Source organism: Lentilactobacillus diolivorans DSM 14421 (assembly GCF_001434255.1).
GTDB classification, from domain to species: Bacteria; Bacillota; Bacilli; order Lactobacillales; family Lactobacillaceae; genus Lentilactobacillus; species Lentilactobacillus diolivorans.
The window spans coordinates 25057-47093 of sequence record NZ_AZEY01000101.1 but is presented as its reverse complement, the minus strand read 5'-3'; the positions used below and the strand labels follow the sequence as shown (position 1 = coordinate 47093).

The 22037-nt window shown below is 38.9% G+C and carries 19 protein-coding genes and 2 tRNA genes; 15 read left to right on the top strand and 6 right to left on the bottom strand.

The genetic code is table 11. From position 1 onward, the window contains the following. Positions 1-80 precede the first annotated feature (80 nt). The 3 genes from FC85_RS12735 to FC85_RS12725 all read left to right on the top strand — a co-directional run bounded on the left by FC85_RS12735 (position 81) and on the right by FC85_RS12725 (position 2666). Positions 81-154 (top strand) — tRNA-Met (locus FC85_RS12735). Positions 155-158: 4 nt separating this feature from the next. Beyond that, a tRNA-Asp gene (locus tag FC85_RS12730) sits at positions 159-233 on the top strand. A gap of 258 nt (positions 234-491) precedes the next feature. Beyond that, positions 492-2666 (top strand): copper-translocating P-type ATPase, encoded by a 2175-nt coding sequence (locus FC85_RS12725; protein ID WP_057865918.1) that lies wholly within the window; start codon positions 492-494, stop codon positions 2664-2666. A gap of 199 nt (positions 2667-2865) precedes the next feature. Here FC85_RS12725 and FC85_RS12720 read toward each other — a convergent pair whose 3' ends face one another. Next, entirely contained in the window at positions 2866-3369 is a 504-nt protein-coding gene (locus tag FC85_RS12720; RefSeq protein WP_057865917.1) for a hypothetical protein, read from the bottom strand. A gap of 146 nt (positions 3370-3515) precedes the next feature. On the opposite strand from FC85_RS12720, the gene FC85_RS12715 reads away from it, so the two are divergent. The 3 genes from FC85_RS12715 (at position 3516) to FC85_RS12705 (ending at position 5561) form a co-directional block, all read left to right on the top strand. Beyond that, positions 3516-4256 carry an MBL fold metallo-hydrolase gene (locus tag FC85_RS12715; RefSeq protein WP_057865916.1) on the top strand — a complete coding sequence of 247 codons (741 nt, stop codon included), beginning with the start codon at positions 3516-3518 and terminating at the stop codon, positions 4254-4256. A gap of 119 nt (positions 4257-4375) precedes the next feature. Then, the gene (gene spx, locus FC85_RS12710) at positions 4376-4774 is read left to right on the top strand and encodes a transcriptional regulator Spx (protein WP_057865915.1); all 399 of its coding nucleotides are present in this window, start codon (positions 4376-4378) and stop codon (positions 4772-4774) included. Positions 4775-4889: 115 nt separating this feature from the next. Then, complete coding sequence (locus FC85_RS12705; protein ID WP_057865914.1) at positions 4890-5561, top strand: adaptor protein MecA; 672 nt, start codon at positions 4890-4892, stop codon at positions 5559-5561. A gap of 118 nt (positions 5562-5679) precedes the next feature. Here the strand turns inward: FC85_RS12705 and FC85_RS12700 are convergent, their stop codons facing one another. Genes FC85_RS12700 through FC85_RS12690 form a run of 3 tightly spaced genes read right to left on the bottom strand, consistent with a single transcriptional unit; the run spans position 5680 to position 9443 of the window. Continuing rightward, on the bottom strand, positions 5680-6675 hold the full coding sequence (locus tag FC85_RS12700; RefSeq protein WP_057865913.1) for a glycosyltransferase family 2 protein: 996 nt from the start codon (positions 6673-6675) through the stop codon (positions 5680-5682). 13 nt (positions 6676-6688) lie between these two features. Then, complete coding sequence (locus tag FC85_RS12695; RefSeq protein WP_057865912.1) at positions 6689-9007, bottom strand: glycosyltransferase family 39 protein; 2319 nt, start codon at positions 9005-9007, stop codon at positions 6689-6691. Further along, on the bottom strand, positions 8991-9443 hold the full coding sequence (locus tag FC85_RS12690; protein WP_225427588.1) for a GtrA family protein: 453 nt from the start codon (positions 9441-9443) through the stop codon (positions 8991-8993). The genes FC85_RS12695 and FC85_RS12690 overlap by 17 nt, the downstream gene beginning before the upstream one ends. A 113-nt stretch (positions 9444-9556) precedes the next feature. On the opposite strand from FC85_RS12690, the gene FC85_RS12685 reads away from it, so the two are divergent. After that, positions 9557-10249 (top strand): response regulator transcription factor, encoded by a 693-nt coding sequence (locus FC85_RS12685; RefSeq protein WP_057865911.1) that lies wholly within the window; start codon positions 9557-9559, stop codon positions 10247-10249. Next, positions 10246-11559, top strand: coding sequence for a sensor histidine kinase (locus FC85_RS12680; protein ID WP_057865910.1), 1314 nt, complete (start codon positions 10246-10248; stop codon positions 11557-11559). Before FC85_RS12685 ends, FC85_RS12680 begins: the two co-directional genes overlap by 4 nt. A gap of 357 nt (positions 11560-11916) precedes the next feature. Here FC85_RS12680 and FC85_RS12675 read toward each other — a convergent pair whose 3' ends face one another. Beyond that, positions 11917-13449, bottom strand: a complete 1533-nt coding sequence (locus tag FC85_RS12675; RefSeq protein WP_057865909.1) for a gamma-glutamylcysteine synthetase — start codon at positions 13447-13449, stop codon at positions 11917-11919. A 159-nt stretch (positions 13450-13608) separates the two neighbouring features. Here FC85_RS12675 and FC85_RS12670 point away from each other — a divergent pair, with 159 nt between their 5' ends. Continuing rightward, a complete protein-coding gene (locus FC85_RS12670; protein WP_057865908.1) occupies positions 13609-14748 on the top strand; it encodes a competence protein CoiA in 1140 nt (379 codons plus the stop codon). A 38-nt stretch (positions 14749-14786) separates the two neighbouring features. After that, a complete protein-coding gene (pepF, locus tag FC85_RS12665) occupies positions 14787-16592 on the top strand; it encodes an oligoendopeptidase F (protein WP_057865907.1) in 1806 nt (601 codons plus the stop codon). Between the two features lie 622 nt (positions 16593-17214). On the opposite strand, the gene FC85_RS12660 is transcribed toward pepF, so the two are convergent. Beyond that, the gene (locus tag FC85_RS12660) at positions 17215-17835 is read right to left on the bottom strand and encodes a DsbA family protein (RefSeq protein WP_057865906.1); all 621 of its coding nucleotides are present in this window, start codon (positions 17833-17835) and stop codon (positions 17215-17217) included. A 302-nt stretch (positions 17836-18137) separates the two neighbouring features. Here FC85_RS12660 and yjbM point away from each other — a divergent pair, with 302 nt between their 5' ends. From yjbM to FC85_RS12635, 5 genes are all read left to right on the top strand, one after another. Continuing rightward, a complete protein-coding gene (gene yjbM / locus FC85_RS12655) occupies positions 18138-18791 on the top strand; it encodes a GTP diphosphokinase (RefSeq protein WP_057865905.1) in 654 nt (217 codons plus the stop codon). Then, positions 18769-19581 (top strand): NAD kinase, encoded by an 813-nt coding sequence (locus FC85_RS12650; protein WP_057865904.1) that lies wholly within the window; start codon positions 18769-18771, stop codon positions 19579-19581. Before yjbM ends, FC85_RS12650 begins: the two co-directional genes overlap by 23 nt. After that, positions 19574-20470 (top strand): RluA family pseudouridine synthase, encoded by an 897-nt coding sequence (locus FC85_RS12645; RefSeq protein ID WP_057865903.1) that lies wholly within the window; start codon positions 19574-19576, stop codon positions 20468-20470. The genes FC85_RS12650 and FC85_RS12645 overlap by 8 nt, the downstream gene beginning before the upstream one ends. A gap of 98 nt (positions 20471-20568) precedes the next feature. Next, positions 20569-21417, top strand: a complete 849-nt coding sequence (locus tag FC85_RS12640; RefSeq protein ID WP_057865921.1) for a methyltransferase domain-containing protein — start codon at positions 20569-20571, stop codon at positions 21415-21417. Between the two features lie 15 nt (positions 21418-21432). After that, entirely contained in the window at positions 21433-21945 is a 513-nt protein-coding gene (locus FC85_RS12635) for a tRNA (cytidine(34)-2'-O)-methyltransferase (RefSeq protein ID WP_057865902.1), read from the top strand. Positions 21946-22037: the final 92 nt, after the last annotated feature.

The following is a 22037-nucleotide window of genomic DNA, read 5'->3' as shown; positions in this document are numbered from 1 at the left end:
GGTTAAGACACCGCCCTTTCACGGCGGTAACATGGGTTCAAATCCCGTACGGGTCATTCACATAAACAATATAATATTATCGCGGGATGGAGCAGTCTGGTAGCTCGTCGGGCTCATAACCCGAAGGTCGTTGGTTCAAACCCAGCTCCCGCAATTTTGGTTCGTTGGTCTAGTTGGTTTAGGACGCCTGCCTGTCACGCAGGAGATCACGAGTTCGAGTCTCGTACGGACCGGTGCTTACAAGTTACAGAGGTAGCTTGTTTTTTTTGCACTTAACGTTTACAATTGTAGTCGAACGGTAAGACTCATTGTTAGGAAAAACGAGTCAAAAGGGGTTATGATTTTTCGATAGATAATTGAAAGGGGATTGTTAGTGATTCAAAGTGATTGGTGTATCTGAGAAAAAGTTAACGCCTGCGTCAACTCGTAGCAAAAGGTGATGATAACATTTTCACCTTAAGTTTGAGACTAAATCACTAGGGAGTGATTAAATGACAAAGAAAAATGAATCAATGAATATGGAACATCTGGATTCTGAAAATAGAAATATGCATATGACAGATAAGATGGCTCACAGTCATGAAGAAACTGAGCATGAAAAAAGCCCAAATATGCTGGATTCAGCCATGCAAAAGCCTGATGACCACATGAATCATGATATGCCCAATATGAATGTGACGAATAACTCCCATGATGGAATGTCGGGTCATCACATGATGATGGACATGGCGGATCTAAACCGTCGTTTATGGATTTCAATTATTTTGACGATTCCAGTTGTCTTATTATCTCCAATGGCTGGCATGGGTGGCTTTAATATTCATTTTAGTTGGTCACCGTTATTGTTGGTTATCATTGGTTCCATTCTTTATTTTTATGGTGGTAAACCATTCTTTTCAGGGGCCAAAATGGAAGTTCAAATGAAACAACCAGGCATGATGTCGCTAATTACTTTAGGAATTACGGTTGCTTATTTTTACAGCATGTACTCCGTTATCGCAAATAATATTTTCCATACTACGCCAATGGTTGATGAGTTTTTCTGGGAGCTTTCAACATTAATTGATATTATGCTGCTTGGCCACATTATTGAAATGAAATCAGTTGATAGTGCTGGTTCAGCGGTTGACTCTTTAGCAAAGCTGCTGCCTTCAAAGGCAAAAGTTATTCGTCATGGAGAACCCGTTGAAATTGACGTTGCTGAGTTAAAGATTGGTGATGTTGTTCAGGTCCAAGCGGGTGAAAAAATTCCAGCAGATGGGAAATTAACGACTGGTTCTACAACCGTTAATGAATCACTTGTAACTGGAGAATCTAAACTCATTTCAAAAGGGGTCAATGATGAGGTGATTGGCGGGTCAATCAATAACGATGGCACATTTGAATTCAAAGTTGATAAGGTGGGTAACGATAGCTACTTGAACAAGGTTATGAATCTGGTAATGAATGCCTCTAACGATAAGTCGCATACCCAAACGCTTGCGGATAAGGTTGCAGGTTATCTCTTTTATGCAGCTTTGGCCGGGGCCATCATTGGTTTGGTAGTCTGGATGGGGATCAGTGGTGTTAATGTTGCGTTGCCAATTGCCGTTACAGTTCTCATCATCGCCTGCCCCCATGCACTCGGGTTAGCGATTCCACTGGTTGTTTCACGATCGACAGCTTTGGCAGCTAAGAATGGACTGCTGATCCGTGATTCGAATGCACTCGAACATACTAACAAGGTGAAATTTGTTCTAATGGATAAGACGGGGACGTTAACTGAAGGTAATTTTAAACTTAATATTTATCGTAGTTATGATCCTAAATATAGTGATGATCAAATATTGTCACTTGCTGGTAGTCTTGAGGAAACTTCAAGTCATCCACTTGCAAAAGGGGTGATGGACGCTATTTCAACAAAGAAAATTAAAATCAGCGAAGCAACAAATGTCCAACAGATCCCTGGATTTGGTGTTACCGGTGATGTTGATGGTGAGCAGTATCAGTTGGTTTCGGTTAAATACTTTGAAACTCATCATATCGACTTTGACGAAGCTAAGTTTGAAAAGTTGATCGCGGATAAAAATAACTCTATTAGTTTTCTACTAACTCGTCAGCGAGTGATTGGTGCCATTGGTGAGGGCGATGAAATTAAAGCTAATTCGAAAAAAATGGTAACGTTCTTAAAGCAACGTGGTATTCAACCAGTCATGTTGACTGGTGACAACCGCGCGATTGCTAAGAGTGTTGCCGATCAACTTGGTATCCAGAATTATCGATTTGAATTACTACCGGAGAATAAGCAAAAAATTGTCGCCGAATATCAACAAAAAGGCCAGACAATGTTTATTGGCGATGGCGTGAACGATGCCCCAAGCTTAAGCCGGGCAGACGTTGGGGTGGCAATTGGTGCTGGAACTGACGTAGCAATTGATTCCGCAGATATTGTTTTAGTTAGAAGCGATCCGAAGAACGTGATTGATCTGTTCGGTCTGGCACAAAAAACAGCAACCAAGATGAAGCAGAATCTTTGGTGGGGGGCCGGATACAATATTGTGGCAATTCCATTGGCTGCAGGTATTTTGGCGCCAGTTGGCATTATGCTGAGTCCAATGGTTGGGGCTGTGTTGATGTCATTAAGTACCGTTGTTGTTTCTGTGAATGCATTAACTTTAAAGGTGTAAAAATGAATTCAGTTGTTGATCGTGAGTATTCATCCAGATGGTAAAAATAGAACAACCATTGCGTACATTGGTTATCAGTCAGCGATATTTTCATTGAGTTGAATGTTTATAAAATTGATTGGTTAAAAAATAAGTGTCACTCGGATAAGGATTACAGTAACGTAATCGGGTTATCCAAGTGACACTTATTTGTAACCAATTATTCTGCTTCTTTTTTCTCAGCGGGCGTGTAGTAAGCTTCGTGTGAGTAAAAACTTGGTGAATCTCGATATTCTTTAGGAATAAATTCATGTGAGCTATTCTTCCAAATTTCAAAGTTGGAATAGGAATCCCATGTTCCTAGAATCACTCGTTGATTAATATCTTTATGGTAGTTTAACGAATAGATCGAATGCATCCCAATTGGTAATCCATCACTCATCAGCTTATTTAGCCGGGCATCAAACACTTTTTGCTGATCAAAGTTTAAATCTAATGTAGAAAAACTAATAAAGCCTTCCCATTTATCAGTGCCAGTGTGTCCTAAGATATCATAATAAACTGGTGATTTAAAAATTGATTCTTTGCCAGAATAATCTAACATCATCATTTTTCCCTGCTGATTCAAAGCTTGGTAAATAACTAAATGCCGATCTGGATATTTGTCTCTAATTGTTGATAATATTTGCTCATTTCCAAAAGTAATTGCAATCTGTTGTTTCACGATGATCCACCTCCTAGACTCACTTTAATTATACTTTCTTTCATGCCATTCACCAAACATTTACTTTTGATAATGTGACACCTATACTAGCAAATATAAGAGATCGTTTTATAAATCACTTAACTCATTATCAAGGAGATGCTTTTTTGAAATTAACAGTGTTAGGTTTTTTGGGCGGATATCCCGCAAATGGTAACGGGACCAGTAGCTATTTGCTAGAATCAGGAGATTTCAAACTTCTGATTGATTGCGGAAGTGCAGCTTTGCTAAGTTTGGAGGAGGTTAGCGATCCTTTGAAACTGAACGCAGTAATTCTAACCCACTACCATCATGATCACACGGCCGACGTTGGTGTTTTGCAATATTATTGGCAGCTTCATGAAAAACGTTATGCTGAAGCGGTGTTGCCGATTTATGGGCATCAGCTTGATCAGGAGAATTTTGCTGGCCTTAGCTGGCCAAATTCAACGAAAGGGATTGCTTATGATCCTAAGGAAACACTTGATCTGGGACCATTTTCCATCACCTTTTTTAAAACTCATCATCCTGTTGCTGCATTTGCATTGCGGATCGTGGAAAAGCTGACAAAGAAAGTTCTGGTTTTTACTGCCGATACAGCTTATTTTTCTGAGCTGACAGCCTTTGCAAAAAGAGCTGATTTGTTAATGACCGATACCAACTTTTTTGCTGACAAAACTGGTCAAAAATGGCATATGACCTCAACGGAATCCGGTAAACTCGCAAAAGATTCTGCAGCCAAACAGTTATTGATCACTCATTTACCAGCTAACGGTGATTACAATCAATTGCGCGCAGAAGTTGAAAAGTCGGCTGGTGTTCAGATCCCGGTGACAGTTGCTAGCCGTCACTTAACAATTGAGGTATAAAAACGGTTAATTTTGATGAAAGTTTGTTATTTGTAAGTTTATTCTGTGAAACTTATGATTTTTATAAGTTAATCCTTTATAATTTGGTTACAAGCTAAATTACTAGGAGGATGAAAATCATGACAATTCAATTCTTAACAACCCCAAGTTGCACTTCTTGCCGAAAAGCCAAAAAATGGCTCGTTGAACATGGCATTGAATTTAAGGAACGAAATATGTTTGCCAACCCGTTAACGCGAGATGAATTAAAGCAAATCTTAATGTTATCGGAAACCGGGACGGATGGCTTGATTTCCACCCGCTCATACGTTTATGATCAATACAAGGATAAGATTAATTCATTAACGATTGGTGACTTATTAACATTACTTGCTGCACATCCTGAAATGATTCGACGGCCAATTATGATTGATCATAACCGGCTTCAAATAGGCTTCAATGATGATGAAATTCGTTGCTTCTTACCAAGGAAGGTTCGAAAGAGCGATCTTGAGCGGATGATTCGAAACGTTCAATAACAATGTGTTTAATTACTTGTTAATCACCATTTTTAGCCGTATTATTTACTTGGACAATATTCATGTTACAATGTTAGTATTAATGACCCTCAGATATTGAAAGGGGTGGCTAAATATGGAAATGGAACGGATCAACGAAAATACAATTCGTGTATTAATTGGCAACGACGATCTTGATAAACGTGGGATTACAGTCCTTGATTTGTTAGGAAACCACAAACAAATCGAAAGCTTCTTCTATAGTATTCTTGAAGAAGTTGATAAAGATCATCAATTTCAGAATAACGATGCCGTCACTTTCCAAGTTCTGCCAAATCAAAATGGGCTTGAACTGTTCATTAGTAAGGATGTTGATATGTCCGATAACGAGATGCTGCTTGATTCAAGTAAGAGCCATGATAAGCGCGATCGGGTATCAAAATATATTGATGACCATGCTGGTGATAAAAAACACATGAGTGATAGTGATAATAAGACGGATGATGAAAACAAACGGCCTAATCGGACAATAATTCTCGAATTTGATCAATTTGATGATTTTATCTCTCTAGCTAAGGCATTACGGCTGGAAGATGGCACATCTGATTTGTATCTATATCAGGGTAAGTATTACCTGGAACTGGTTCTCTACAGCAGCGATCCAGTTGACATGATTGTGAGCGATGAGGTTGCGATTGCTAACGAGTACGGGAAAAAGACAACTGTTACCGATGATGTGTTACATGAATATGGTGAACACTTGATGGAAAACAGTGCCTTGGAATTAAGTCGGTATTACTTTAAGTAACTCGGTTGTGATTATCCACTGGAATACTTGTAGTTAATTAACAAAGAATCAGACAAAAAGCTTTATCATCAAATAGCCTAATAAGGGCACTGATGATAAAGCTTTTTTATTTAATCTTTTAGTAGGTATTGGTTCTTGGTCTTACCGTAGTCGTGTAATACGTCGATGATTGACCATTAGTTTTCTTTGAGGGGTGAAATCCACTTGTTTTGGAAACAATGTAAAGAGGCCGATTACGTGATGCTTCAAAAATTCTGTACAGGTAAGCCCCAATCATTCCTAGTGACAATAGGATAACACCAACCATTAAGAAGAGTGAGAAGACAGCGAAATGAACGGTGTTCATTGTTGTTAGTAGTGAGACAAGCAGGTATCCCATGCTAAAGATGATCGAAGCCGACCCCAGCCAATTTGCCATCTGGAGAGGAAATGAGGAGAACGAAGTAACCCCATCCATTGCGAGACGAATCATCTTTGATAATGGATACTTAGAATAACCGGCAATTCGTTCTTGACGTTCATATTCAACCTTGGTCTGTTTGAAACCAACCCAGCTAACCATTCCACGAACATATGGATCTGGTTCGTTCATTTTTTGTAATTCACGGACCACCTGGCGATCCATTAAGCGAAAGTCTCCCGTGTCCAGAGGAATATTAACGCTGGTTATTTTCTGCAGAATTCGGTAAAAAACAGCTGCCGTCAATTTTTTAAACCAACTTTCACCGTCTCGAGAGACTCGTTTACCATAGACAACGTTAAAGCCTTCATGCCATTTGCTGATCATGTCAACGATCACTGCCGGTGGGTCCTGTAGGTCAGCATCCATTACGATAACGGCTTCACCACGGGTATAGCGGATACCGGCTGTGATTGCTAATTGATGGCCAAAGTTTCGTGAGAACTGGACTAATTTGATATTATTGTGGAACGCTGAGGCATCGCTGATTAATTCAGCGCTTTTATCTTTTGATCCATCATCCACGAAAATAAGTTCAAATTGTTGTGGTTGATTGGTAATAAACTTTTCCAGAGTATCGATTGTATTTTCAATGCCTTCAGCTTCATTAAAAACAGGCAGGACAATTGAGATGAGTTCTGAGCTTTCTTTCATAAAAAAACCTCCTTTATTTATAAATAGTTGTCAGATCATACAGAACGCCACTAGCTCCCATGCCACCCATACCACCGGTTGGTTGCTTTTGGCTGTTCTTATGTTTAACGGTTGTTTTCTGGGCTGTTTGATTCGGCTTGTGCTGTTTATTACCATCACTTGGCATTTTTTGCTTGTCATCCTGTGGCTTTGTTGGCATTTTGGAATTTGACTTTTTGCCATTGAATTTTGATTCGGCTTGTTTACTTGGTTTTTGAGAAGTCATTGATTTTGAAGTAGAGGCTGATTTACCGGTAGTGCCGAACTGGCCAAACCCCTGTTGCATATTTTGAGAACTTGAGCTTTGATACAGACTTGTTTTGACCTTAGTCGCGTGTTTCTTAATCCAGTTGACAATTTTGGTGTTACCGGATCGACCAGATAAATAGTAATACTTTAACTGGCCTGTTTTAACGAGTTGTTTAAATTGCTTAAGGGTAATTGCCGGATCAGTTCCGTTGAATCCACCCATCGCCATGACTGCTTTACCGGTCTTAATAATATAAGGCGCTGCGGTGGATGAATCACTTGTAGCAAACAGATATTTGGCGTTTCCCTGATGTTTTTCAAGGTATTTGAGCATTTTTGTATTAACTTGACTGGATCCCATACCGCCACTCATACCTGACCCTTGCCCAGAAGTTAGTAGCGATGGTCCCGCCGTTGGAATCATTGCGGATTCGGCCGCGATTGTTGGTGTAAGCGACCACCAGGTTGGGGCAACAAGAATCGTGATGATTCCAGCAACTGTTAGTGGTTTTGCCAATGAACGGTACCCGACCACAATCAGTGTGATGGCAATAATCAAGCCGGCTGCTAAGATTAACCATGTCAACCATGGATAGTAGCTGAAAACGTACCATGATTGAAGGGCTGCGGTTGCAACAATGGCGAGTGGTAATAAATAGAATTTCCAGTCAGTCCGCTGACTTTTCTTAAATAAACTGGTCAATGCAGTGACACCAACTCCAAATAGGGCAGCAATTGGTGGTGCCAGCATAATCATGTAATAGGGATGAAAGAAACTGGCAACGCTAAAGAAACCGTAAACGGGAACTAACCAGCCAGTCCATAAAACGAGTTGTTTTTGTTGATGAGTTAGGTTATACCAACGCTTTCGTCTATCGCGGAAGAATGCTAGCGCCCCGATTAAACCAATTAAAGCAAATGGTAATAGCCAGCTAATTTGTGGTCCAAGTGACGATTGGAATAATCTAAATGGTCCAATCGTCCCAATATCAAAGGCACCACCACCGCCACCACCAGTTCCCATTTTACCGGGACCACCTTTTTTACCAGTGTTACCACCTGGCATGTTGGTCATCTTTTTACCGCCAGGAGTACCTTGTCCCTGTTTGGCTCCCTGTTTCATATTCCCAGGGGCCTTGCCGCCGGTGGGCATACCACCTTTCTTATTTGAGTTTTTACTGTTCATACCGCCGCCAAACGTCCCACCAGTCCCGGTTGTTTGGCCTAGGAGCCGCTCGGTACCATTGTAGCCAAATGCGAGTTCCATTAAGGAGTTGGTTTCTGAACCACCGATATAAGGCCGCTTGCTGGCAGATGTCATATCAGTTGAGAGTGGCAGTGCGAGTGTAAAGACGAGCAGTGAAACAGTTGCAAATGTTAATTTCTTAAGCTTTTGTTGCCATTTTTCATTGGCTGCCAACCAATAAAATAGGTACATTGCGGGTAAGATCATGAAAGCTTGGAGCATTTTGACGTTAAAAGCGATCCCAATTAAAGCAAAGCTAATGAGCAATTGAAAAAGTTTTTGACTGGTAATTGCTTTTTCGAGCATTAATAAGGCCAGTAACAAGAAGAAAATTAATGTAGCATCCATGTTATTTGTTCGCGAATTTGCGACAACAATTGGTGTCAGTGTCATTGCCAGAGCTGACAATCGGCCAGCTGTTGTTCCGAAATATGGTTTTACCAGCCGATATATCAGGTAGACAGATCCAATTCCGAAGAGAACTGAGGGGAGAACAACGCTCCATCCGTGGACGCCGAAAATTTTCGCACTGATTGCCATAAACCACAGTGCAACGGGTGGTTTATCAACAGTAATATAGCCTGCAGGGTCAAAGCTGCCATACCAAAAATTTTTAAAACTTTCGGTCATGCTTTTAATTGCTGCAGTATAGAAAGCATTGGCTGAGCCTGCTTTCCAAATTTGCCAGCCGTAAAGAAAGGCTGCCAGAAGTAAAATGAGACCCAAAATCCAATCAAATGTTAAGTTACGATATCGCGAATTTTGGGAACGAGGGGTTGTATCATGGTTGGTTGCCATTCTGGCGGACCTCCTTTAATTTTTGTCTATGGAATACCCAAAACTTTGAAAGTAAAAAGTTTGTGGGAACAGTTAAAATTAAGCTAAACAATGGAATTAAGGTGGTATTCATTTGGCTCCAAGAGCTCGCTGCATTGGCGAATCCGACACTTATTATCCAAGTAAACAAATATGTCACATAGTATTTCATAACGACAGATTTGAACTGTGCATGGGCATTAAAGACCCAGCGGTTATTAAGTGTTAGGCCGATCAATGACGTCACACCATAACCAATTGCCATTGCAAAGGTTGCGTTTGTTGCTTTGATCAACAGTAAATAAATGACATATGTTAGCCCGGTATTTAACAAACCGATTATTCCAAATTTAAATAATTGCTTTGCTGCTTTGATTGCTGTTGCCTCCTTTTTAGATATTGAGATGAGTTTATCCAAAAGAGCATAAATCAAGCTTAAAAATTTAAAATCCCTAAAATTAAAGATTATTAGTTGACTGGTTTTAAAAAAAACATTATTTTATGAACAGCAGACAAAAGGAGAAAAAAGTTATGAAAGAACTTCACATTTTAATCATTGAAGATGATGTGCCACTGGCTAAGAGCCTCCAACTATTTTTAAGCGAAATTGCTCAGACAACTGTTTCAAATGATGGTTTTGAAGGTCAAATGCTGGGTGAAGAGGGTATTTATGATTTGGTAGTTCTTGACTTAATGCTCCCACAAATTAGCGGATATGATATTTTAAAACATTGGCGGACGGAAAATCATTTGAGTATGCCCGTTCTTATCTTGACAGCCAAAGACACCCTGGATGATAAGGTCCATGGTTTTGAACTTGGTGCTGACGATTATTTAACCAAACCTTTTCATCGCGAGGAGTTATTGCTGCGGGTTAAAGCATTACTGAAGCGTAGTGGTCATCTTGGCAGTGATAATCAGTTGACAGTTGGCCCGTTTACCGTTAATTTAAGTAATCGGACAGTAGCAGTAAAAACAACCCCCTTAGAATTAAATGGCAAGGAATTTGATTTGCTTGTATATTTTATTCAAAATCCAGATACAATTATTACCAAGGATCAAATTTTTGATCGTCTTTGGGGGTTTGAGTCCGAAACAGCAATTTCCGTGGTTGAAGTTTATATGAGTAATTTACGAAAAAAAATTAAGAAAGCAACGTCATTACAGCCAATAAAGACCTTACGAAATGTTGGCTATATGTTTGAAACGGAGGAACTTGATTGAAGAAAGGTGATCCGCAGCAAAAACAACAGTTATCACTATTCGTGAAAGAATTGATTGGTTTTGCGTTACTTTTTGCAGTATTGGGATTAGTTGTCAACTTCTTTTTCCACCAATCAATATATAAGAATATTGATCGGGGATTAGTCACACAGAAGCAAGTGGTATTAGATAATCGGAAGCAGCCTCAATTTCGGCGACCAAATAGCAACTCCAATCCGACTATTGGAAGTTCACCTTCCAATGGTGATACGCCCTTTCGAACCAACATTTTAGTGTTTAACCAAAAAGGCCAAATTGTGAATGCTCAAATGTTAGGAAATCGGATCTACAATTTGTTTATTAATACGCGCTTGGATAAGGCACAGATTAATAAGGTTCAGGAAACCGCCTTAATGTCAACGGATAATACGTGGCATTACTTTAGGTCGTTGTTGATCAAAGTGCCCGCAACAAATAAAAACCCATTATATGCTGGTCGATATGTGCTAATTATGGAAAACATTGATACCGATTTATTAGCAATTAGTAGCTTTAAAAGATCGTTATTAATTACATTAGTTTTCTTTTGGATCGTTGCGATTGGCATTGCTTACTTTTTGTCGCGGTCGAGTATGAAACCAATTCTAAAATCTTGGAAACGACAGCGTCAGTTTAGTGCAAATGCAGCCCATGAGTTGCGAACACCGTTGACGGTGATTCAAAATCAGATGGAATATTTATTGACTCAGCCTAAAGCCAGGGTGGTGGATCAAGTTGAACCAATTTCAACTTCGCTGGATGAGGTTCGCCATCTACAAACGCTTACTAATCGATTGCTGATGTTAGCTCGTTCGGATGCCGACATTATTCAAATTAATCGGCAAAGTACAGACCTAAAACCGTGGTTGGAACATGCATTGAAACCTTATGTTGAAATTGCAGCGAGTCAGCGCAAATCGCTGGTTCAATTAATTAAGGTGACAGGTCATGGGAACGTCGATAGTGATTTAATTCGCCAGTTATTAATCATTTTGTTGGATAACGCGATTAAATATACTCCGGAAGGTGGCACGGTAACCGTCAGTGCGGAACGAGTCCGGGATAAATTAAAATTGGAAGTCCGAGACACGGGGACAGGGATTCCAGACGCTGATAAAGGTCGGGTGTTTGAACGCTTTTATCGTTCAGATAAATCCAGAAATTCCAAAACGGGTGGTAATGGGCTGGGATTAGCAATCGCCAAGTGGATTGTAACTCAGCATCATGGCACGATTACGGTCAAGGATAATCACCCAAAGGGAACCGTATTCGCGGTGATAATTCCGCTGTAACCCGGATGTCTAGTAGCGTGGATAGCCTCGAAATTTGCCATTTTTTTGATTTCGAAGGCGATTTTACTTAAAAATCACTGAAGATCCAACAATGTAAAAGAAAAATAGGGTGAGACAAAAGGCGGTTAACTTCCAGAGTACAACCGAATTATCCGAATATGCTCCGGGTGGAATAGTGGGATAATTCAGTTGTATGGCAGGAAGTTGCCTTTTATCTCACGTTTTCGCTTGGTAATAGTCGTGATTACACAAAACGGGACTGGGACAAAATTACTTTTGTCTCAGCCCCGTTTGAGTTTCTAAATGATTAAGGCGCATTTGCGATAATTAATTTTATTTATCGATGTAAAAGTTGTTCTAGAGTGTCCATTTTTCAAAGGCGTCTTTTTTGATTTCCGGAAACAATTCGTAAAGATAATCAACTGGATTTTTTAGGCTAACCTTACTTGAATAAACAACTTGAGTGACGTTTTCGTAAGTCAACATTAACAATTCTTCACCATGCTCGTCACGGACTTCGTAGTAACGAATGCCTAATCGGATTGCATGAAAGATTAATTTTTGAGCGGCACCAGATAGATTGGCCATTGCTGGCAATAACTTTGGATTATTGATTCGATGGGCCTTCCATTTTTTGGCAACTTCAACCCCAAACGTCATCAAGCTATGATTTTTAATGTGTGGTAAAAGCATGGCCGATGCAGTCAGTTCGGGATGGGTAACCACCTCGCTAAAATCGTCCAGTGCCTGTAATTGCTCTGAATGAGCATGGAGCGACCTGGCCATTGAGATGAGGTCATCAAAAATGTGCACGGCTTCCGCTTCCTTAAAAGTTGGTTGATCAGGTGATTCCAAAGCGACCCGATTGTTATTCTCAAAAGATTGTTTAAGCTGCTCTTGAATATTATCCTGATTAACCGGTTTAACTAACAAATATATTAAAAAGAATTTAATAAAATACAAGGCATGACGACTAATTCCATTTGGAGTGAAGGGGGTGTTATCAAGGACCCGGAATTCTAAATATGAAATTCCCTTAGTTTGGTAATCTTTTAATTTTTCCTGACCACGAAGCCTGACAGGGCCATAAAATTCGGCGGGTGAGTACAAATGTCGGTTATTAATTGCCTTGGTAATTCCGTCGATATAGTGATGCAAGCTTGAATAAACAGTCACATTAACCTGGTCATCCTGGTTGTTAACATAGCCGTAAATACTATTGCGAATGCTTCGAACCGGATGGACTAATTCAGCAACTGGTTTTGGAAGATAGCCCATTTCGGCAATTGGACTGGCACCAAAAAGATAGGTTAGCAGCCATCGATGAAGGACAAAATTTTGAGCGAGTTGAAAGTAAAGGGCATTCTTAAACTCAACCAAACTTTTAAATTGATCCTCATAGTGGGTATATAAGCGATTGATAACGGGTTCAGGAACGCTAAAGTTAACATGAACACCAGTCACAATTTTTCTTTGAATACCATATTTATCCGTGAGGTAGTTACGATATTTGGCAAAAGCCGGCCGCTCGAAATGATTCTTAATAAATGAAATGTCATCTGATTCTAACACGGGTGGCATACTAAGCGGCCAGATGAACTCATCTTGACCCATTGATCGATAAAGAACGGTTTGTAATGTGTCCAACTGATCCAAAAAGCCGCCAATATTTGGATTAGGATCGGTTACAACTTCGTTCATTGATTCAGAAAAGTCCGATTGCAGGTAAGGATGATATTTTCTTGAGCCTAAGTTTGCGGGGTAAGGGTGTTGGCTTAATTTGCCATTCTTGTCGATTCGATGTTCCTCGATTTCAATGCCAACTAAACTGTGGTAAAGCTGTTCAGCGACGTCTTCCTGTTTTATGTATGTTAATAGGTTTTTAAGCATGGTTAAATCTCCTACTCGGAATAATTTACTGATAATTATAAACAATTTCAGACTAATTAGTAGCAATTCTGCTTTGCTTATCAAAATATTTCCTTTTTCTGATTTGGTTTACTGGAAAAAGCCTGAGTTTTTCGTAATTAGTATTTGGAAGGTGATTTTATGTTGATTGCGATGTCGGAAGGTCAATTAGTTCAGGCAGCGAAAATCAGTAGAACAAAAGCAACTCAATTAAACTTTATTTGTCCCGGTTGTAAACAGCGGGTTATTTTAAAATCTGGTAAGTATCGAATCCCACATTTTAGTCATCAATCTAAAGTAGCATGTGCTGGCTTTAGCGAAAACGAGAGTCAAACCCACCTTGAGGGCAAATTGTTTTTCAAGCAGGAAGTGGAAGCAATGGGCGAACAGGCAATCTTAGAATTTAACATGCCAGTCATTAACCAACGTGCTGATTTATTCATTGCGGGTAAAAACATCATTTTGGAGTATCAGTGCAGCCCAATTTCATTTGAAAGTATCCAGCAGCGAACAGCTAATTATCGACAACTCGGAAAAGAGACTTTTTGGATTCTTGGTGATCGACACCGTAAACGGCTATTTACAAACGAAATGATTGCAAAATTTGCTCGGTTTCATTCCCGGATTGGCTTTTACATTATTTTTTATTCAGCAAAGAATCACCAATTTTGGTTACACTATCAGATCCATGAAGTTGCCGGCAGGTTAGACAGCCGGGTAGAATTGTTTGATCACTTAGGAGAGGTTTTTAAGTTTATTAAACAGTTCGAATATCTGACTAATGGCAGAAGTAAAAAATCAAAAAACCAAATTCTGATGCTTAATCAATTGAAGCGGATTCAGCAGAGTAATACGAGGAGAAATCGGGCATATTTAGATATGGTGACAATGTGTTACATACAAGGACGACGTTTTGTTGGCTGCCCAATGATCTGTCATAATAAACAAGCGGAAGGAAGACCCATTTTTAAGAAATCAATTTTATGTTGGAAGGTTTGGGTCATCTTAGCAATTTTCGAACGTCAAAATAGTCAAATCAGCAACCAACAATTAAATCAAATATTTAAAGAATCAGTTCAAAAGTATGGTTATGAAATGGCTCAGGTCCAAAATTATGTGAGATTTTTTCAAATGGAATTTACTAGTTTCATTTTGAGCTTGCGGTCTGCAGGCTACATTATCCATACCGTTTCTGGAATTAAAATCATAAACTTCCCGCGGTGGTTTGAAACCTATGATCAGAAAAAGAATTATATTATGACGAATGATCAATTGTTGTGATAGGCTAATATTAATTGAATTAAATAAAGGAGGATATTATGGCAAAAGCAAAAGAATTACCTCTCAGAAAAGATGTACCAGTTCAATTAACGTGGGATTTAACCACCGTTTACAAAAATGATGACGCATTTGAAACAGATTTTAACGAGATTGAAAAAGAGTTAGTCCCCGTTAAAAAGTTAGCTGGCAGTTTATCAGAAGGTGCCGGCCAATTATTAAAAGCCACAGAGTTTATTTTAGCTGTAAATCGTAAACTTGAAAAAGTTTACGTGTATGCACAATTAAAAAATGATCAAGATACCAGTGACGATAAGTATCAGGCGATGTTTGCCCGGTGTGAATCCCTTGCTGCTCAGTTTGGGGCAGCCATGGCTTGGTTTGACCCGGAGTTACTGCAACTTTCCGAAAAGACAATGAGTAAATATTACCAAGATGAACCTAAGTTGAAGGCATTTAAACGATTATTTGATCAAACTTTTGAGAAGCGCGATCATATTCTGGGTAATGATGTTGAGGAAGTTTTGGCCGGTGCTGGTGATATTTTTTCATCTGGTGAAAAGACGTTTGGAATTTTGGATAATACAGATTTATCATTTCCGGTCGTCACCGATGAGAATGGTAAGCAGGTTAAGCTGTCGCAGGGTGTTTATGCAATCCTTCTGGAATCAGCCGATCAAAACATTCGGAAGCAGGCATTCGAAAAACTATATGAGGTCTATGATCAGTTTCAACATACGCTGGCTGCCACTTTAACAACAAATGTTAAAAATCATAACTTCAAGGCAAAAATCAGAAAGTACCATAATGCCTTACAAGCGGCACTTTCAGCAAATGAAGTACCAACTGTTGTGTATGACAATTTAATTAAAGTGGTAAATGAACATTTGGATTTACTTCATCGTTATGTTGCTCTAAGAAAGAAAATCCTTGGTGTTGATGAACTGCACATGTATGATCTTTATACTTCCTTGATAGGGAAAAAATCGCCGCGTTACACTTTTGATCAGTCGAAACAAATTGCACTTGAGGCGCTTCAAATTATGGGACCAGACTATGTGAGTCACGTGAAAGAAGAATTTGATAATCGTTGGGTTGACGTCGTCGAGAATCAATTCAAAAGAAGCGGTGGCTATTCTTCTGGAACCTATGATACCAATCCATTTATTCTTTTAAACTGGAAGGATAATCTGGATAATTTATACACGTTAATTCACGGAACTGGGCACAGTATGCATAGTTACTATGCACATCATAATCAGCCTTATCAAACGGGCGATTATTCAATTTTTGTTGCTGAAATTGCTTCAACGACTAATGAGAACATTTTGACGGATTATTTGCTAAATAAGTTCAAAAATAATGACGAAATGAAAAAACAAATTTTAAACTATTATTTGGATGGTTTTAAAGGAACCGTTTTCCGTCAAACACAATTTGCTGAATTTGAACAGTTTATCCATGAACAGGATGCAAGCGGCAGACCATTAACAGCCAACTTTATGAATGATTATTATCTTAGTTTAAATCAAAAATATTATGGTGATGCAGTAGTTTCTGACAGGCAAATCGGCTTGGAGTGGTCAAGAATCCCGCACTTTTATTACAATTTTTATGTTTATCAATACGCAACTGGATTTGCAGCTGCTTCAACGCTAGCCGACAACATCGTTAATGGTGATTCATCAAATGTTGAAAAATATTTGAACTATTTAAAATCAGGTAGCTCTGATATTCCAACAAATGTTATGAAAAAAGCGGGTGTTGATATGACCAAACCAGAATACTTGGAAAAAGCGTTTGCTATATTCGAAAATCGATTGGATGAGTTTGAGAAATTGTTTTAGAGGGAGATGTGGCGACTATATTAAATAGTTTGAGCTTGACTTCTCAATGAAAAATTGCATTCTCGTTGACTTGGATTGTTTTAATCCAACTAGTAACTGATTTAACAAGTTGTTAAGTTGATTATCTGTAAGGCATCAGATCTTTTAGATTTGAGTTTATAGTTTGTGAGGTCTGATCTCTGGTTGGTTTTGACTGACCTTGAATAGACAGTGACAGGTGTGACTGATCCAGCTGAGGAGGCAAATTGAGGAAAAGTTTCTCTTATTAGCTGCCTATTATTCACTTATCACATGGTTTAGCTGGGTTAACCACAATCCGTGCTTTAATGGCCAATGGTTTTGAACCACAAGTTAATGAGTTATGGGATGTGAGTGTACTTAGTTGGGGCAGCTAAATACCTTGTTAGTTACGCTGTTGCGTTTAGATTCAGTTACTATTTAGGTGTTTTATTATGATTCAAGGTAAAAATCGACATTTTTCAGAATAGATATGATTGAATCAAACATCATCATTTGGCATATAAAAAAGTCTGAAAATCAGGTTAGATCATCCACTGATTTTCAGACTTTTAATATTGAATTTCAAGGCCATTAATAGTTGATATGTACCAACTTCAGGCACTCAAAACGATAAGGGGTATTTGATAATTCTGGGATTGGCTTTTTCTTGACGTGTTAAAGCTTCAAAGTGTTTTGCTGAATGAATGCTTCGGTCACAAAAACTAAATAGTGATTGGTAATCATAATCTTTAATTAAAATTCCGCTATTGTCGACGGCCGAGTTAAATAAAACTGCGGTGGACGGATCTTTGACAGACATTTCATGAGCCATTTGTTGGTCAGTATGGAACATCTTTTTTGCAAGCTGAGAACGGCGGTCTTCACGGAACATGTCGCAGTCCAAACCGTTTTGTTCAGCTAACCCTAAGACCAAATCATCATTGTAATCCTCTGCATTGATGAGAAGTTCTCGTTGTAGATCCATCAAAAAATGCCTACCAAATCTTTTTCCTTGAAACGATGCGGCTTTAGAATCTAATACCATGTTAAATGGAAGCTCGTGGTTAAAGTTGGTGATTTCGCGATGAGCTGCCACATCGTTCAAAATCTTGATATTTAACATGGAAACAAACCGAACCGACACACTTGTCTTAAGTTTACTGGAAATTTTATCAATTGTTTTTTCGGCGTCGTAACAATGTCGATTTAGCGGATCAATAAATAAATATATTTCTAGTACCATATTGCCCCTCCAATTTTTAATCGACAAATTAATATACTAATTATTTACTCAACTAAGAATAACAAATTTCAGGATAAAAACAATAATTTTGCTCATAAATGGTTGAGCGATTTTTGGGATTGAATCATTAATATGTTAAAATGGAATTTGTGTGAGCATGGAAATATGCTGTAGTGCTTAGCAATTTACAACTATAATGTTTTAAAATGAAAAAAGTATGTTGAAGAATGATACTTTTATCCTTATTAAAATTGTTGGCATCAAAACTTGTGTCAGCTCTTGGACAGATTGGAAGTGGTAGCTTGGTTGAAGATTGGGATGACTTTTTAATTCCTTACAAACAAGCTGTTGATGAATTAAAAGTAAAGCTGCGGGGAATTAGAGCGCAGTTCTTAAAAATAGATGGTCGTAGTCCAATTGAATTTGTAACCGGTCGAGTAAAACCGGTTGATAGCATTAAGGAGAAAATGGTTCGTCGCCATATTTCCGAGGATCGACTCGAAGAAGATATGGAAGACATTGCCGGACTGCGAATTATGTGTCAGTTTGTTGAAGATATTTATCAGGTGGTTGATTTGCTGCGTAAGCGAACCGATATTAATATTCTCGAGGAGCGTGATTACGTTCATAATAAGAAGCCAAGTGGTTATCGTTCCTATCATATTATTTTTGAATATCCAGTCCAAATGCTTTCCGGGGAGAAAGTTATTTTAGCTGAAATTCAAGTCCGAACGTTGGCAATGAACTTTTGGGCAACGGTTGAACATTCATTAAACTACAAATATCAAGGCGTTTTCCCGGATGATTTAAAAGCTCGACTACAGCGTTCTGCTGAAGCGGCATTCAAACTTGATGAGGAAATGTCTGAAATTAGGGATGAATTACAAGAAACAAATCAGAAATCTTCGGATGGATCTTTAAGGAAGTTGCCAGATGAGAATAGCCATATACAGTAACTTAGGGGAAGCATCAAATATTGTTGCAACTTCTTTGAAAAAGAAAATCGAAGCATCAAAGGCCCTCAAAATTGATGGGCTTAACCCAGAAATTGTCATTTCCGTTGGTGGGGATGGCACGCTTTTGTCGGCATTTCATCATTACCAGGATATTAGCGGTAAAATTCGATTAGTTGGGATCCACACAGGTCATTTGGGATTTTATACCGATTGGCGTGATTACGAGGTTAGCGAGCTGGTTGAAAGCCTTGAACATGACAATGGTCAAAGTGTGACCTATCCTCTCCTGGACATTAAGGTAAATTATGCAGGGGGCGGTCCAGCTGACATTGGGTTGGCACTAAATGAATCGACGTTAAAACAAATCAATGGATCAATGGTTGCAGACGTCTACATTAAGAATCAATTGTTTGAAAGCTTCCGAGGTGATGGGTTATGTGTTTCAACACCGAGTGGCTCAACTGCTTACAATAAATCAGTCGGTGGGGCGATTATTAATCCATCGTTAAATGCGATTCAGGTCTCTGAAATTTCATCCATTAATAACCGAGTATTTCGGACATTAGGCTCACCTTTGATTATTGCCCCTGATGAATGGGTTAAAATTATCCCCAAGAATAATAATCGGACAGTCTTGACTTGCGATCATCAGGTGATTTCAACGGCCACAATTGCATCAGTTGAATATCGAATTTCCCAACGTCGAATTGCATTTGCCCAGTATCGACATACACAATTCTGGCGACGGGTAAGTAATTCGTTTATTGGCGAGGTTAATTTGGATGACTAAGTTTTCCTGGACATATGTAGGTGATCAGCCAATTAAGGTTCGAACTTTTGTGATGGGGCACGGTGTCACTCGAACGCTTTTAAAGAAGATCAAATACCATGGTGGTCAAACGCTGGTTAATGGTGAATCCGCGTTTACTAATCGAATGTTAATTAAGAACGATGTTGTGACTGTTGTTCTGCCACCTGAGCCGGAAAATGATCATGTGCCCGTTTCGGATGTTCCAATTAATATTATTCATGAGGACGATAACTTTTTGGTGGTTAATAAACCGGCTGGCGTGGCTTCGGTCCCATCTCATGATCGCTTGAATGATTCGTTGGTTAATCGAGTGAAGGGCTATTATTTGCGGCACCAATATCAAAATCAAAAAATTCATATCGTGACCCGATTGGACAAGGACACAAGTGGATTGGTTATTTTTGCCAAGCATCATTTTGCTCATTCGGTTTTAGATAAGCAGTTAAAAGATCATCTAATTCAAAAAACTTATTTGGCAATTGTTGCAGGACAAATCGATAATCCACATTTTGAAGTTTATCTGCCAATCGGACGAGTAACTGATTCATTTGTTAAACGACAGGTAGTTGAGGGCGGCAAAATGTCAATTACGGAGGCGTGGACGGCCAAACAGTTGGTTAATCAGACTTTGCTGCGCATTCAGATTCATACCGGGCGAACGCATCAAATTCGTGTTCATATGAGTGCACTAGGACATCCGCTAATTGGCGATTGGCTTTACAATCCTGATGATGAGTCAATGGCAAGACAAGCGCTTCACTGTGCCAAGCTGAGCTTTTATGATCCATTTGTTGGTAAATGGATCAACTGTGAGGCACCTTTACCTGTTGACATGGCATCGTACATCAATGCAAATAAAAGACAATGATTTAAAGCTTCCACAAAATCCGATTTTGGGGTTCTGAGATGGGAGCTTTTTCAATTTTTGATTATGATATAATGGATTGCGTTTATGGAGGACAAGGCTTGAAAAAAATTGAAGTTGGTCAAAAATTTGTTAGTCAGCATATTTATCTATTTAGATGTCCGCTTTGTGATACGCCATTTGAAAAAGTTATTGGGTTAAGTCTGGTTTGTCCCAATGGCCATGCGTTTGATTTTTCAAAGAAAGGCACCCTCTATTTTTTAACGAAACAGGCAAATAATGAATATGATCGAGAAATGTTATTAGCACGTCACCGAATCTTACAGGCCGGTCTGTTTGATCAAATTATTCAAGAAATTAGCGGCCATCTCAATGACAAGTCAGAGACCATCTTGGATGTTGGGTGTGGAGAAGCAACCCCGTTGACAAGGCTTTTGCAGTCACGAGTGTCCCATGATATTGCCGTTGGATTTGATATTTCTAAAGATGGCATTCAACTGGCAACGCAACAACCGGTGGATGCGTTTTTCTGTGTTGCCGATTTGGCACATCTGCCATTTAATGACCATCGATTTTCGACGATTATTGACTTATTCTCGCCATCCGCATATGGTGAATTTAATCGAGTTATTCAGCCAGGTGGCAAGTTGATTAAAATTATCCCCAATAGTGGGTATTTACGCGAGTTAAGGGAGTTGCTCTTTGGTCAGCATCAAAAAAACAGTACCTACTCAAATCAGCAAGTTTATCAGTTGTTTTTAAAGCACTATCCCAATGCGACAATTAATAAAATTAATTATCAATTTGAGATTCCAGCTGAATTACGACATGATATGATGATTATGACTCCCATGCATTGGGGGAAGGACAAGTATCCAAATGCTGATCAACTAGTTGACCGTCTAACCTCAATCACGATTGATGTTTCAATACTAATTAATCAATTTTAAAAAATGGAGGAAAAAATGACTAACCACATTGTTTTATTTGAACCTTTAATGCCTGCAAATACAGGTAATATTGCTCGGACCTGCGCGGGAACCGATACCGTGTTAGATTTAATTGAACCACTTGGATTTAGTATTGATGATAAGCATTTAAAACGTGCCGGCTTGGATTATTGGGATAAAGTTCAAATTAAGTATCATCAAAATTTACCGGCGTTTTTAAAGACAGTTAAGAATCCTCAGAATCTCTTTTTAGTATCGAAATTTGCAAATCAGGATTATACAGATCCAGATTATTCGGATCCCAACGAAGACTATTATTTATTATTTGGCAAGGAAACAACAGGGTTGCCTGAGCCATTTATGCGTCGAAATCCAGAAAAAGCAATTCGAATCCCACAAGATGATGCGCATATCCGTGCCTTAAACTTATCGAACACATGCGCAATTGTCATTTATGAAGTTCTTCGCCAGCAAAACTTCAATGATCTGGAGCGAACACATCGGTATCCTCATGACAAGCTAAAATAATTAGCAAATTAGGATTTTCGGAATTTATGAGATTAATTATTGGTTATTTAGGATGATGTGTTAATTTTTTTGAAAGCTAGGAGGTGTTTTAT